General features: G+C 61.5%; 10 protein-coding genes. 5 read left to right on the top strand and 5 right to left on the bottom strand.

All coding sequences use genetic code 11. From position 1 onward, the window contains the following. Nucleotides 1–7: 7 nt before the first annotated feature. From hisG to P2W41_RS14910, 4 genes are all read right to left on the bottom strand, one after another. Nucleotides 8–700: an ATP phosphoribosyltransferase gene (gene hisG / locus P2W41_RS14925; RefSeq protein ID WP_404933582.1), complete on the bottom strand. Its 693-nt coding sequence runs from the start codon at nucleotides 698–700 to the stop codon at nucleotides 8–10. Then, nucleotides 697–1,815, bottom strand: coding sequence for an ATP phosphoribosyltransferase regulatory subunit (locus tag P2W41_RS14920; protein WP_404933581.1), 1,119 nt, complete (start codon nucleotides 1,813–1,815; stop codon nucleotides 697–699). The genes hisG and P2W41_RS14920 overlap by 4 nt, the downstream gene beginning before the upstream one ends. Then, nucleotides 1,812–3,566, bottom strand: a complete 1,755-nt coding sequence (locus P2W41_RS14915; RefSeq protein ID WP_404933580.1) for a histidine--tRNA ligase — start codon at nucleotides 3,564–3,566, stop codon at nucleotides 1,812–1,814. Before P2W41_RS14915 ends, P2W41_RS14920 begins: the two co-directional genes overlap by 4 nt. Before the next feature lie 108 nt (nucleotides 3,567–3,674). Beyond that, nucleotides 3,675–5,603, bottom strand: a complete 1,929-nt coding sequence (locus P2W41_RS14910) for a pilus assembly protein TadG-related protein (RefSeq protein WP_292899365.1) — start codon at nucleotides 5,601–5,603, stop codon at nucleotides 3,675–3,677. Between the two features lie 232 nt (nucleotides 5,604–5,835). Here P2W41_RS14910 and P2W41_RS14905 point away from each other — a divergent pair, with 232 nt between their 5' ends. The 4 genes from P2W41_RS14905 (at nucleotide 5,836) to P2W41_RS14890 (ending at nucleotide 11,707) form a co-directional block, all read left to right on the top strand. After that, the gene (locus tag P2W41_RS14905) at nucleotides 5,836–6,696 is read left to right on the top strand and encodes a TIGR01459 family HAD-type hydrolase (RefSeq protein ID WP_404933579.1); all 861 of its coding nucleotides are present in this window, start codon (nucleotides 5,836–5,838) and stop codon (nucleotides 6,694–6,696) included. Between the two features lie 48 nt (nucleotides 6,697–6,744). After that, entirely contained in the window at nucleotides 6,745–7,704 is a 960-nt protein-coding gene (locus P2W41_RS14900) for a bifunctional riboflavin kinase/FAD synthetase (RefSeq protein WP_404934989.1), read from the top strand. 228 nt (nucleotides 7,705–7,932) lie between these two features. Continuing rightward, nucleotides 7,933–10,839, top strand: a complete 2,907-nt coding sequence (gene ileS, locus P2W41_RS14895) for an isoleucine--tRNA ligase (RefSeq protein ID WP_404933578.1) — start codon at nucleotides 7,933–7,935, stop codon at nucleotides 10,837–10,839. Nucleotides 10,840–11,038: 199 nt separating this feature from the next. Next, nucleotides 11,039–11,707 carry a hypothetical protein gene (locus tag P2W41_RS14890; RefSeq protein ID WP_292899371.1) on the top strand — a complete coding sequence of 223 codons (669 nt, stop codon included), beginning with the start codon at nucleotides 11,039–11,041 and terminating at the stop codon, nucleotides 11,705–11,707. 41 nt (nucleotides 11,708–11,748) lie between these two features. On the opposite strand, the gene P2W41_RS14885 is transcribed toward P2W41_RS14890, so the two are convergent. Then, a complete protein-coding gene (locus P2W41_RS14885; RefSeq protein ID WP_292899373.1) occupies nucleotides 11,749–12,210 on the bottom strand; it encodes a nucleoside deaminase in 462 nt (153 codons plus the stop codon). A 267-nt stretch (nucleotides 12,211–12,477) separates the two neighbouring features. Here P2W41_RS14885 and P2W41_RS14880 point away from each other — a divergent pair, with 267 nt between their 5' ends. After that, nucleotides 12,478–14,046, top strand: a complete 1,569-nt coding sequence (locus tag P2W41_RS14880; RefSeq protein WP_404933577.1) for a pseudouridine synthase — start codon at nucleotides 12,478–12,480, stop codon at nucleotides 14,044–14,046. The last annotated feature ends 2 nt before the right edge of the window (nucleotides 14,047–14,048 follow it).

Raw genomic sequence — 14,048 nt, 5'->3', positions numbered from 1 at the left:
AAACAACTCAGCCTGAAAACCGTGCCTTCAGCGCTTCAAGTGCTGCCGCATCCGCCGCCGGCCGGTCCCCGAACGCGGTCACGAGACAAGCCTCGGATCGCAGGATTACACCATCGTCAAGTACCTTCAGATGGTTCGCCTCAAGCGTCGATCCGGTCGAGGTGATATCGACGATCACGTCGGCCGATCCGGCCGCCGGAGCGCCTTCGGTTGCGCCGAGGCTTTCCACGATCCGGTAGACCTGAATGCCGTGCTTCTGGGAGAAGAACTGCTGGGTGAGCCGCCAGTATTTCGTGGCGATCCTGAGCCGGCGTCCGTGCCGGTGTCGAAAGTCGGCGGCAACATCGTCGAGATCGGCCATGGTCGAAACGTCGAACCAGACCTCCGGAACTGCGACCACCACATCGGCGCGGCCAAAGCCGAGCCTCGCGGCAATTTCCACCCTGCGTTCCCAGTCGGGAATGGTCTCGCGCACCAGGTCCTCGCCGGTCACGCCGAGATCGACCGTACCGCGCTCCAGTTCGCGCGCAATTTCGGAGGCCGAGAGAAAGGCGATCTCGACACCGTCCACGCCTTCAAGCCTCGCGCGATAGCGGCGGTCGTTCTCCGGCAGATGCACGGTCAGACCGGCCTTTTCGAGCTGTGCCAGAGCGTTTTCCTTGAGGCGACCCTTGGAGGGCAGGGCGAGGGTGATGCTCATGCCGCCGTCTCCCTGAGTGCAGCAACGCGATCGAGCCAGATGGAAAAGCCGACACCGGGAATGGGCGTCTCGGCGCCCAGAAGGGTCAGAAGCCGGTCATAGCGCCCACCGCCAGCCAACACCGTGCCTGTGGGAGAGGCGATCTCGAACACGAACCCGGTGTAATAATCGAGCGGACGGCCAAAGCCGGCATCATAGGTTAGCGCCTCAAGCGGCAGGCCCTCAGCAGAAATCCGCTCAGCGCGGGCGGCGAAGGTTTCGACCGCATCATCGAGGATCAGCCCGTTGTCGGCGGCGAAAGCAGAAAGCCGCTCGCCGGCCTCGGCCAATGGTGTGCGCATGGCGACGAATGCCTTCAGCGCGCTCATTGCCTCATCCGTCAAACGCACACTGCGCAGTTCCGCCTTCTCGATGAGCCGCCGGGAAATCTCCTGCGGCGTGCGTCCGGCTGTGGGTGAAAGGCCTGTCTCTTCCATGACCACGCTGACATGTTCGGCAAGGGCGGCCTCGTCGCCACGCGCCACAAGACCGGCAACGGCGCGTGGCAGATTGGAAGCGGTCTGCGGGTTGGCCAGATCGTCGAGGGCCGCCTGCAGAAGCTTTTGCGAGCCGAAGGCGCGGGTCAGACGCATCTGCCAGCCGCGCGGCAGGCCAAGGGCCGAAAGCACCGCCTCGAACACGGCCTGATCGCCCAGCGTGACGGTGAGCGCATGGCCCGGCAGAACACGCGTCAAAAGCGCATGCGCATCGACCAGAGAGCGCGCATCCGCGCCGGCGCGGTCGCTCGCGCCAAGATCCTCGATGCCGGCCTGAAAGAACTCGGCTCCGCCCTCGCGCTGCTGACGGAACACCTCGCCCAGATAGGCGTAGCGCTGCGGGGTCGCCGCGCGCTTGTCGATATGGTCGCGGCAGACGGGAATGGTGAACTCCGGCCTCAGGCAGAGATTGGCGCCGGTCTCGCTCTCCGTCAGGAAGATGCGGCGGCGCAGATCCTCACCCGCCATGTCCAGAAACGGATCGGCGGGCTGGATGATGGCGATGTCGGTCAGCACCGCCTCGCGTTCAGCAAAGAGCGCGAAGATGTCGTCGGCAAAATCGGGTGTGCGCAGGGTCATGACTTGGATGCTTCGGCCTGTGCTGCAAGCATCCTGCGCACTGTCTCGACGAGTTCGCCTTCGCTGACGGTCAGCTGCGCCACGCGGGCCTCGCGCCATTCCTCATTACTTTCGATCTCGGCGGACAGCTTCTTGCCCTCGATCAGATCCTTGATCTGCACCTCGCCATTGGCGCGCTCGTCCGCACCCTGAATGATGGCAAGCGGCGAACCGCGACGGTCGGCATATTTGAGCTGGTTGCCGAACTTCTTCCAGTTGCCCTGATACATCTCGGCGCGAATGCCGGCGGTGCGCAGCGCCTGCGTGAACTGCTGGTATTTCGCCATTGCCTCGGTGTCGCCGTCCATGACGGTGACGAGGACCGGCGGCAGGACGGGGTCCTGACCGAGCTTGCCGAGATTTTTGAGCGCGGTCGCCAGTCGCGACACGCCGATGGAAAAGCCCGTCGCCGGAACGGGCTGGCCGCGAAAGCGCGAGACGAGCCCGTCATAACGCCCGCCACCGCCGACGGAGCCGAAGCGCACGATCTCGCCCTTCTCATTGGGGATTTCGGCGGTCAGCTCGGCCTCGAAAACGGGGCCGGTGTAGTATTCGAGGCCACGCACGGTCTGTTCTGCGATAACGATTCGGTCTCTATAGCCGCTGCTTCGAAAAAGCCGAGCCATTGCACGAAGTTCGCTTACTGCTTGTTGGCCAGATGGAGTGTGGCCCACCAAACGTTCAATCTTATCAATTGTGACATCGTAATCAAAAGAATATATGTCGTCTTCTATCTCATAGTTTTGTAGACTTGAGCGCTTGTCTTTTGGTGCATTTAGGGCCAATAGAATGTAATTTATTTGATCTGAATCTAATCCTGCATGTGCAGACATTTCTTCTACCAACGATGGAGTATCTGCCAGGTTTTGAGATATCACAAGAGGTAGGTTTTCAGAGAGATACGCTGCAAGTTGTGGTTCTTCTGGTAGTTCGATACCGGCCGGCTTGAGGATATCTTCCACTAGGCCGTCAATATCTAGCTGGCGCAATATACGCTCAACTTGGACGCGTTGTTCAGCAGAAAGCTGAGCGCCAGGAGTAAAGTCGCCGCTCTCATCTTTCCGGCCTTCACCCAAGAGTTGGCGAACACCTTCGGTACCAATTTTATCCAGCTTGTCGATGGCGCGCAGGACGGTGAGCTTCTGCGCCTCGTCAGTGACGCCGATGGCTTCCATCACGCCGTCGAGCACCTTGCGGTTGTTGACGCGGATCACATAGTCGCCGCGGGCAATGCCGAGCGCCTCCATGACATCGGCCATCATCATGCACATCTCGGCATCGGCGGCCACGCCCGGCGCCCCCACCGTGTCGGCGTCGAACTGCATGAACTGGCGGAAACGGCCCGGTCCCGGCTTCTCGTTGCGGAACACATAGCCCGCCCGGTAGGTGCGGTAGGGAAGCTGGATATCGTTAAAGTTCTCGGCCACGTGACGCGCCAGCGGGGCGGTCAGGTCGTAGCGTAGCGAGAGCCACTGCTCATCATCGTCCTGAACGGAGAACACGCCCTCGTTCGGCCGGTCCTGATCGGGCAGGAATTTGCCGAGCGCGTCGGTATATTCGAAAATGGGCGTCTCGACCGGGTCGAAACCATAGCGCTCATAGACCTCGCGGATCTTTGCGCACATCTCGTCCACGGCGCGAATGTCGCCTGCATGGCGGTCGACAAAGCCGCGTGGGAGCCTCGCCCGGGTCTTGTCAGCCTTTTTAGCCATGTCGAAATCCGTCCGTGAAAAGAAGAAAACCGCGCCCCGAAAGGGGGCGCGGCTGTCCTAGCCGATCATGGTCGAAGCGGCAAGGCCGAAGCGGGAAGCCCCCCGGCGTCAGCCGACGATACGAAGGTTGGAAAGCTCGTCGCCAATGGCCTTGAAGGCGTCGTCCAGATCGCCGCCGGTGGCGTTCCAGAAGAGTTTCACCGGCTTGCCATTGCCGTCCTTGCGCGTGCGCGAGTCGGAAGAGCAGGCCTTCAGGGCATCGATCTGCTTCTTCTCGGTGGAATCGCGGCTGTCGAGATCGAGCGCGACCGTCATCACGATGATGTTGTCGCTCTTCGCATTCTCACAGATGGCGCTCATATGACTGGTCATTGCCGCCGAGTAGTTGCTGTTGGAGTAGTTGTATTCGCTGACACCGGTAGCGCCCTTGAAAAGGCGGCTTTCACCGGCGCGATTTCTCACATAGCCATAATTGGAATAGATCGACTTGTTGCCGGCAAGGTCGTTGCCACCCGAGCGGTAGTAGGTGCCCGAATAGCTTTGGGCGGTGATGCTGGTGGGCGTGTAATAGGTGTTCGCGCCGTCGGTCAGGACGATGACCACCTTGTCGTTGCCCTTCTCATTGTCAGGTCGGCCCTCGGTGAAAGGTGCGCGGCCGGAAACCACCCGCCAACCCCAGGCAAGACCTTCGGTTACATTGGTTGCGCCACCGGCATCCATATCGTCGATGGCGGCATTGATCTTGTTCAGACCTTCGGTTTTGCCAACATCGGTCAACGGGGTGACCGGCTTGGTGCTGCAACTCGCATTCGGGCCCTCGTTGATGCCCATGCTACCTGTTTCATAGGGGGTGAAATATTTCGGCATATAGGCCTGGTCATAGGCGGCGGAGGTCGAGCCGCTGGTAAAATCGTCCCACCAGTTGTTGTTGGCCGGACGCCAGCTTGAATCGGTCTGGTCCGTTTCATCCGGTGCGAACATCGGGACGAAAAGGCTCTTCGGATTGCTGCTGTCGGGCGCATCGTCATTGATGTTCAGCGGATAGGGGCGCATCTCCACGCAACCGGCCCAATTGGTAAAGCGGTCATATGTCGTGGTTTTTGTCTCAACCCATCCCCAGCTCCGGCAGGAGCCGTTGTTTCGATAGCGGGTGCATTCATAGTTCCATTCAGACGTAGTGCCTGAAATGCGCTTCATCTGGTCGTAGAGCGTAAAACGGGTGACCTTCTGGCCTTCCTCGTCTCCCCAGCCGCTGCCACGCTTGTAATAGACGCCGCCTGACTGTTCGACGCGCTTGTTCGGATCGGCCGCCTTCATCGTCGACCAGTCGAAATTCTCATGATGAACGGGCGACACGCCGTCCGTGTCCATCCAGCTTGCACTGGCGTTGTCCGGGCCCACATTCACGGATGCCGCGAACGGCACGACGCCGAACTGCACGGGCTTCTGGATCTGTTTCATCTGCGCGCCCTCGGCGGCGATGGTCTTCACCAGTTCCTTCGCGGCCTTCTTCAGGATTGTCAGACGCTTCTCGAACGATCCGGTCGACGTGTAGTCCATCGATCCGGAATTATCGAGCACGAGTGCCACTTCCAGCGTGTTCTTGAGGCGAATTTCGCTCTGAGCGCGGAAGTCGATCTTCGTTTCCTCATCGATGGCTTCTTTTCGCAGCTTCTGAAACACCGGATAGAATATCGGCGCATATTTCAGCTCCGCCTCAAGCTTCAGTGTGCCGCCACCGGTGTTCTGATTGGGCAGTGTGATGAGCAGTTTCGTGTTCTCGGGTTTTACGTTGCCGAGATTGGCTTCGAAGAAATCCTTCGCGTAGGCCTTGGCTTCTTCGTCGCTCGCTCCCTGGGTGAGGTAACGGGCAGTGGCGATGCCTGCGGCATCGAGCGCATTCAGCGTCATCTGCCGCTGTCGGGAAATCTGGCTGTAGTCCACCACGAGGGCGGCAACCCCCATGATCGGCGCCATGACGAGCGCCGTCATCATGGCAAAATTGCCGCGACGGTCATGCGCGAATTTCCTGAACATCTGTGCCACCCCACTAAAGGTACTGGTCCAAAATCCCCCTGAAGTGCTTAACCGGTCGTAACCGGTGCGATCGCGGATGTTTTCTTGGTTCTCATGAGGTTAACCCCTTGTCTCAAATGCCCTGCACTTTGACCGGGGTGATAAAACCGGGTGACAGGAAAGCCAGCATCCGATAATTCCGGGCCTGAGCCCTTCTCACCGCACTTCAAATATCCGAGACAACCTGTCCCCCATGCCTCAAGCTCCGCAGATCATCGATACGCTCGACCGCCTCACCGGTTCTTACGACGCCGTCCTTTGCGATGTGTGGGGCGTGGTTCACAACGGTGTCACCGTTTTCCCCGAGGCCTGCGCCGCCCTTTCACGGGCGCGGGCTGCCGGCAAGGCGGTTGTTCTCATCACCAACTCCCCACGCCCGCATCAGGGCGTGGAAGAGCAACTCGGGGCATTGGGAGTTCCCGACGATGCATGGGATCGTGTCGTGACCTCCGGCGATGTGACACGCGACCTGATCCGCACCGCACCACGGCGTCTCTTCCATATCGGGCCTGATCGGGATCAGGCGATTTTCGACGGGATCGACGTGGATCTGGTGGAGGATTTCGAAGCCTCGGGCGTCGTCTGCACCGGTCTGTTCGACGATGAAAACGAGACGCCGGATGATTATGCGGAGATGCTGCAGCGCCTCAGAATGCGCGACCTGCCGTTTATCTGCGCCAACCCCGACATCATCGTCGAGCGTGGCGACCGTCACATCTGGTGCGCCGGTGCGCTGGCGCGCGATTACGGGCTTCTTGGCGGGCGCACGCTGATTGCCGGCAAGCCGCACCGCCCGATCTATGAGGCAGCGTTCGAGGCGGCCGCCGAGATCATGGGAAGCGAACTGGCGCGCGAAAAGGCGCTCGCCATCGGCGATGGCGTGCTGACCGACGTGAAAGGCGCCGACCAGTATGGCATCGATGTCCTATTCGTGACCGACGGCATTCACGCGCGCGAATATGGCAATGGCGAAGGGCCGGAGCCTGACCGACTTGCGGCGTTTCTCAAAACCCATGGCCACAATCCCGTGGCGGCCATTCCGCGTCTCAGATAGGGTGCGCGCGTGGCCGGACCGATCAAGCGCATTGCAGATCTGATCGAAATGCCCGCCCCGCTTCGCGGCGGTGTGGTGGCCATCGGCAATTTTGATGGCGTGCATCGCGGCCACCAGTCCGTGCTGGAGCCGGCACTTGAGATTGCCCGGCGCGACAACGTTCCCGCTCTCGTGCTCACCTTCGAACCGCATCCGCGTCAGGTCTTCCGGCCGGATGTCCCGCTTTTTCGCCTCACGCCGGCCCCCATGAAGGCAGCGCTTCTTGGGGCGCTTGGCTTCGATGCGGTTGTCGAGCAGCAGTTCGACCGCGCATTCTCCGGTCTCTCGCCGCAGGACTTCGTGCAGTCCGTTCTGGTCGAGGGGCTTGGCATCACCCATGTGGTGACGGGTTTCGACTTTCATTTCGGAAAGAACCGCGGTGGCACGCCCGAGCTTCTCAAGGCGGCCGGACGGGAACACGGTTTTGGCGTGACCGTGGTTGACGCCTATGCCGATGAGGGCGGGGCGGTGATTTCCTCAAGCCGCATTCGCGGACTTCTGGGCAAGGGCGATGTGGCGGAGGCCACGGGCCTTTTGGGCTATCGCTATACGGTAGAGGCCGAGGTGACCGGTGGCCAGAAGCTCGGCCGCACGCTGGGTTTCCCGACAGCCAATATGGCGTTGCCACCTGAAACCGGCCTCAGCCACGGTATCTACGCCGTGCGTTTTCGTCGGGCCGATGGCAGGCTCTACAACGGCGTGGCGAGTTTTGGCCGCCGCCCGACCGTGACGGAAGAGGGCGCGCCGCTTCTGGAAACCTTCCTGTTTGATTTTGACGGTGATCTCTATGGGGAGGTCTGTTCGGTCTCGCTGTTTTCCTTTCTGCGCGGCGAGGAGAAATTCGACGGGCTCGAAGCGCTCGTTGCCCAGATGAAGCGCGACGAGGCAGAAGCCCGCGCCCTGCTGGCCGAAGTGAAACCCATGTCCGCCCTCGATCTGACGCTTGCGTTCGACGGGCTGGCCGCGTGAGGCCAATCGCCTCTTTATTCTTGTCGCAGCGTCGGCTAAAAGCCGTTCCCATGATGACACGCGCCGGTTTCATACCGATTGCCATACGAATTATTGGCCCGGCCTTCCGTGCGGCCTGAGTGCTGCGGAAGGTCCGGGTTGTTGCCGCGCGTCACACGCGCTTTTTCCGAATTCCGATAATGGCTATGGCAGGGCCATCGCAGGCTTTGCCCATCTCACGGCGAGAACATGACCGATACGTCCGAAAAGATCGACTATTCCAAGACCCTCAACCTGCCGCAGACCGAGTTTCCCATGCGCGCGGGACTGCCGAAGAAAGAGCCCGAGATCGTCGCCCGCTGGCAGGAGATGGATCTTTACCGCCTGCTGCGCGAGGACGCGGCGGGGCGCGAAAAATTCGTGCTCCATGACGGTCCGCCCTATGCCAATGGCAACATCCATATCGGACACGCGCTGAACAAGGTTTTGAAGGACATCATCACGCGCTCCTTCCAGATGCGCGGCTATGATGCCAATTACGTGCCCGGCTGGGACTGCCACGGCCTGCCCATCGAATGGAAGATCGAGGAACAGTACCGCGCCAAGGGCAAGAACAAGGACGAGGTTCCGGTCAACGAGTTCCGCCAGGAATGCCGCGAGTTCGCCAGCCACTGGATCAGGGTTCAGTCGGAAGAGTTTTTGCGGCTGGGTATCGAGGGCGACTTCAAGAACCCCTACACGACGATGAACTTCCACGCTGAGGCGCGGATCGCCGGCGAGCTGTTGAAGTTCGCCATGTCCGGCCAGCTCTACCGCGGCTCCAAGCCGGTGATGTGGAGCGTGGTGGAGCGGACCGCACTCGCCGAGGCGGAAGTGGAATACCAGGATGTTGAAAGCGACATGATCTGGGTGAAGTTTCCGGTGGTGGAAGGCGAACTCTCTGATGCCTTTGTTGTGATCTGGACGACCACGCCATGGACCATCCCCGGCAACCGCGCCATCGCCTATTCGCCGCGCATCTCGTATGGCCTCTACGAGGTCACGGCGGCGGAGAACGATTTTGGTCCTCAGGCAGGCGAAAAGCTGATTTTCGCTGATGCGCTGGCGGGAGAGTCTTTCGCCAAGGCGAAGCTTGAACACAAGCGCCTGCGCGATGTTTCAGCCGATGAACTCGGTGCCATCACCTGCGCACACCCCCTCAAGGGCCTCGGCGGCGGGTATGATTTCACCGTGCCGCTTCTCGCCGGCGATCACGTGACCGACGATGCCGGTACGGGCTTCGTCCACACCGCCCCCGGCCACGGTCGCGAGGACTTTGATGCCTGGATGGATGCAGCCCGCGATCTTGCGGCACGCGGCATCGATCCGGCCATTCCCTTCACCGTGGACGACGCCGGCTACTTCACCAAGGACGCGCCAGGTTTCGGTCCCGACCGCGAGGGCGGGGCCGCGCGCGTCATCGACGACAAGGGCAAAAAGGGCGACGCCAACAAGGCCGTCATCGAGGCGCTCATCGCGCGCGACATGCTTTTCGCGCGTGGCCGCCTGAAGCACTCCTATCCGCATTCCTGGCGGTCGAAAAAGCCGGTCATCTTCCGCAACACGCCGCAATGGTTCGTCTATATGGACAAGGACCTTGGCGACGCTTCAACGCTGCGTTCGCGCGCGCTCAAGGCCATCGACGAGACCCGCTTCGTGCCGGCGGCTGGTCAGTCGCGCCTGCGCGCCATGATCGCCGATCGGCCCGACTGGGTGCTCTCGCGCCAGCGGGCCTGGGGCGTGCCGATCTGCGTCTTTGCCGATGAAGACGGCAATGTGCTGCAGGACGAGGCGGTCAACCAGCGGATCCTGGAAGCTTTTGAGGCCGAGGGCGCGGATGCATGGTTTGCCGAAGGCGCGCGCGAGCGTTTTCTGGGCGAGCGCGCTGGCGAGCCGTGGCAGCAGGTCATGGACATTCTCGATGTGTGGTTCGATTCCGGCTCCACCCACACCTTTACGCTGGAAGACCGGCCAGACCTGAAGTGGCCCGCCGATGTCTATCTCGAAGGCTCCGACCAGCATCGCGGCTGGTTCCACTCCTCGCTGCTCGAAAGCTGCGCGACGCGGGGCAGGGCGCCTTACGACACCGTGATCACCCATGGTTTCACCATGGCGGAAGACGGTCGCAAGATGTCGAAATCGCTCGGCAACCAGACCTTTCCGCAGGATATCATGAACCAGTCGGGGGCCGACATTCTGCGCCTTTGGGTCGCCACCACCGATTACTGGGAAGATCAACGCCTCGGCAAGGCGATCATCCAGACCAATGTCGATGCCTATCGCAAGCTCAGAAACACCATCCGCTGGATGTTGGGAACGCTCGCTCACGACACGGGCGAAACCGTGCCTCTCGCCGAGATGCCCGAGCTGGAGCGCCTCATGCTCCACCGTCTGGCCGAGCTCGATGAGCTGGTGCGCAAGGGTTATGACAATTTCGACTTCAAGCGCATCATCCGCTCGCTGCTCGATTTCATGGTGGTCGAACTCTCCGCATTTTATTTCGATGTTCGCAAGGACGCGCTTTATTGTGATGCGCCTTCGAGCACGCGCCGCAAGGCATCGCTCCAGGTGGTACGAACCCTGTTCGACTGCGTGGTGACATGGCTCGCACCCATGCTGCCTTTCACCATGGAAGAGGCATGGCTTGAGCGTCATCCCGATGCGCGTTCGGTGCATCTGGAGCAATTCCCCGCCGTGCCACAGGAATGGCGCGATGCGGAGCTCGCCGAGAAATGGCGGAAAATCCGGCAGGTGCGCCGCGTCGTGACCGGCGCGCTGGAGATTGAGCGCAAGGAAAAGACCATCGGCTCCTCGCTTGAGGCCGCTCCGGTGGTTTATGTGAACGATGACGGGCTGCAGAAGGCGATCGCCGACCGCGACATGGCCGAAATCTGCATCACCTCCGGCATCGATATCCGCCACGAGGCGCCGCCGGCTAGTGCCTTCACACTCGATGAGGTGCCGGGCGTCGGCGTTGTCTTTGCCCGCGCCACGGGCGAGAAGTGCGCGCGTTCATGGCGCTATACGGATGATGTGGGCTCCGATCCCGAGTTTCCGGATGTTTCGGCACGCGATGCGGCTGCCCTGCGTGAACTCAGGGCGCTCGGCCGATTGTGATTGGCGGGTGAGGGAAGCTTCGGCACTGCCGATTGCTTCCCGTCGCCTCCTTCGCTACAAATGCCGCCAGGTTAAGGATGCCACGTTGTCGCCGGATTCGTGCGCGACAGCGTGATGTGAGTTTCCCGAGGTCCTGGACAGCGGGACGATAAGCAGAATGCAGCACCCGTTTCAGCCGCATTCTGGGAGAGAGGTAGCAGTGAATAGAACGGGTACCACAACATCGCGTCGTTCCGTGCGCATGGTTGCGGCTTCGGGCACATTGTGCCTCTCGGCCGTTCTTTTGTCCGGGTGCGTTGGTGCGCCGACCTACGGAACCGGCAAAACCGCAGATCAGCAGCTTCTGGAAGATGTTACCGGCGTTTTGTCGCTTGGTCCGAAGGACAAGCCCCGCGTTGAATACAAGCCGCGCGCGGGCATTGTCATGCCTTCTTCACGCGAGGTTCTGCCGCCACCGCAGGAAGATGTTGCCGCCGCTGGAAACCCGGCCTGGCCCGAATCGCCGGAAGAGCGCCTTGCGCGGATCCGCGCGGAAGCGACCGAAAACCAGAACAATCCGTTCTACAGATCCCCCGTTGAGCGCGATATCGGCGTGAATGCTCGCGGTGAAGATGGCTTTGTGAACCCGGAAATGGCCAAGAAGCAGCGTGAAGAATACTTCAAGCGCCGTGCGGCCAGCACACAGGGCAGCCCGACCACGCGCCGGTATCTTAGCGAGCCGCCGGTTACCTATCGCCAGCCCGCCGAGACGGCTCCCACGGGTGAACTCGGCGAGGACGAGGCCAAGAAGGCGCGGGCGGCGAAGCGCGCAGCGCAGAAAGACGGCGGCGGTTTCGATCTGCGCCGCCTGTGGCCTTGGGGTTCCTGATAGGGTTTGACGTGAAAAGCGGGCCCGTTGCCCGCTTTTTTTTAACGCTGCAGTCTGAAAAAGTCCTTCAACAGCACAGCCGCCTCTGCTTCGCCTATGCCCGGGTAGACATCCGGGGCATGATGGCACGTGCGTTGCGTGTAGAAGCGGGCACCGTTGGTCACCGCGCCACCTTTCTCATCGCCGGCGCCAAAATAGAGCCGGCGGATACGCGCGAATGAGATCGCCGCGGCGCACATGGCGCATGGTTCGAGCGTGACATAGAGATCAGCACCGACAAGACGCTCCGAATCCAGACGTGCGCAAGCCTCCCGGATCGCCACGATTTCCGCATGCGCCGTCGGGTCGTTGCATTCCCGGGTGCGGTTGCCGGCGCGCGCGATCACCTTTCCTTCATGCACGATCACCGCACCGACCGGCACCTCGCCGCGGGCTGCGGCAAGACGCGCTTCTTCGAGTGCTTCATCCATGAAGCTCGTGTAGTTCGCTTTCGTCGGTCTCATCACACTTTTTTGCTCGCAACTGGCGATGCGAATTGATACCTAGAACGCCATGCGTCCGGAAGGCCGCATAATGGACGATCAATCATGTCTTTTCCGCATTTCTGCGTATGCAGGTGATTCCACCTGACTGCAAAATGCGTTAGTCGCCTCTATAGCATCGGGTGCGACTTCGGAATCGACTTTCCTGCAGTCCGATCTCTGATTTAAAACACTGGAGTGGTTCCGGCGCACGGGGCGCAACGCGGAATCCCAGGGCAAAAGGCCATCATGACCAAAGACCGACCCAACGACATCAAGCGGGAAACGAAGCCGGGCAAGGGGAAGGATGCGTCCCCGAAGGAGGCTGACAAGGCGGGTGGCGAGCGCATTGCCAAGCGCCTGGCGCGCGCAGGTGTTGCCTCGCGCCGCGATGCCGAAGCAATGATCGAGGCAGGTCGCGTCAGCGTCAACGGCAAGGTGCTGGTTTCTCCGGCCTTCAATGTGAGCGCCTCCGACCGGATACTGGTCGACGGAGAGCCGCTGCCTGCGGTCGAGCGCACGCGGCTCTTTCTCTTCCACAAGCCCGGTGGTGTGGTTACCACAAACCGTGACCCGGAAGGACGCAAGACCATCTTCGACGTTTTGCCGGAAGGTTTGCCGCGCCTGATTACGGTGGGGCGTCTCGACATCAACACGGAAGGTCTCATCGTCCTGACCAATGATGGCGGGCTGGCACGCGCGCTGGAACTGCCGGAAACCGGCTGGTTGCGCCGTTATCGGGTGCGTGTCCACGGCAAGGTCGATGCGACGGCGCTCGAAAGCCTCAAGGATGGCATCGCTGTCGATGGGGTCTTCTACGGTGCTATCGAAGCCACACTCGACCGGGAGCAGGGGAGCAATGCCTGGCTGACACTCGGTCTGCGCGAAGGCAAGAACCGCGAGGTCAAGAATGTGCTCGGGGCGCTGGGCCTTGAGGTTACCCGCCTGATCCGCATCTCCTACGGGCCCTTTCAACTTGGGACGCTGGGGGAGGGCGAGGTGCAGGAGGTCAAGGGCCGCACCCTGCGTGATCAGCTTGGCGAGCGCCTTATCGAAAAGGCGGACGCCAATTTTGATGCGCCTATCGTGAACCCGTTTTCCAACAAACCGGTCCGTGCAGAACGCAAGCCGCGTGAAGGTGAGGCTGCCGAAAAACAGGGCGGCCGCGAGCGCGAGGGTGGCAAGACCTTTGTCAAGAACCGCAAGCGCGACCGAGAGGAAAAGCGTGAGGCCGCGCGCGACCGTCTCCAGACGACGCGGCCCGGTCGCCGTGAAGACGATCGTGGGCCCCGCCAGAATCGTGGCAGCCATGTCTGGATGGCGCCCGGTGCCCGCCCACAGGGAAAACGCAAGCAGGTCGCTGCCGAAACGGAGACGGATGAGCGTTCGCAGACAGCGCGCAAACCGCGCCGGGAAGGCGGAGCACAGACACGGGGTGACAAGCCGTTTCGTCCGCGCGGCGACAAGCCTTTTGACCGGGATCGTCCAGAGCGCGGCGAGCGCGGCGACAACAGACCGCGTTTTTCAAAAGGGGACAAGCCTGAGGCCGATGCGCGCGAGAAAAGACCTTTCCGTTCACGCGACGATCGCCCGGCTTCCGGTGACAAGCCTCGTTTCTCGAAGAGCGGCAGGCCGAGTGGGAAACCTGCTGGAAAGCCGGGGGGCAAACCGGGAGCAGGCAAGAGTTTCGGCAAACCCGGGGGCAAGCCTTCGGGAAAACCTGCGGGCCGCTTTTCGGGCAAGCCGGGCGGCGCGTCGCGCCCCGGCAAAAGCCGCCCCGGTGGCCGAAAACCCGGCAAGCCGGGCGGGGAAGGCTGACC

The sequence above is a fragment of the Nitratireductor sp. L15S-10 genome (genome assembly GCF_045011005.1).
Taxonomy (GTDB): Bacteria; Pseudomonadota; Alphaproteobacteria; order Rhizobiales; family Rhizobiaceae; genus Nitratireductor.
The sequence above is the reverse complement of the archived record's forward strand: the minus strand, read 5'-3'. Positions and strand labels throughout refer to the sequence as shown.

Bases quoted from the DNA above. Each gene is read 5' to 3' on its own strand.
- P2W41_RS14885 (WP_292899373.1), bottom strand. From the start codon at position 12,210: ATGAGACCGACGAAAGCGAACTACACGAGCTTCATGGATGAAGCACTC.
- P2W41_RS14910 (WP_292899365.1), bottom strand. From the start codon at position 5,603: ATGTTCAGGAAATTCGCGCATGACCGTCGCGGCAATTTTGCCATGATG.
- ileS (WP_404933578.1), top strand. From the start codon at position 7,933: ATGACCGATACGTCCGAAAAGATCGACTATTCCAAGACCCTCAACCTG.
- P2W41_RS14900 (WP_404934989.1), top strand. From the start codon at position 6,745: ATGCCCGCCCCGCTTCGCGGCGGTGTGGTGGCCATCGGCAATTTTGAT.
- P2W41_RS14905 (WP_404933579.1), top strand. From the start codon at position 5,836: ATGCCTCAAGCTCCGCAGATCATCGATACGCTCGACCGCCTCACCGGT.
- P2W41_RS14915 (WP_404933580.1), bottom strand. From the start codon at position 3,566: ATGGCTAAAAAGGCTGACAAGACCCGGGCGAGGCTCCCACGCGGCTTT.
- P2W41_RS14920 (WP_404933581.1), bottom strand. From the start codon at position 1,815: ATGACCCTGCGCACACCCGATTTTGCCGACGACATCTTCGCGCTCTTT.
- hisG (WP_404933582.1), bottom strand. From the start codon at position 700: ATGAGCATCACCCTCGCCCTGCCCTCCAAGGGTCGCCTCAAGGAAAAC.
- P2W41_RS14880 (WP_404933577.1), top strand. From the start codon at position 12,478: ATGACCAAAGACCGACCCAACGACATCAAGCGGGAAACGAAGCCGGGC.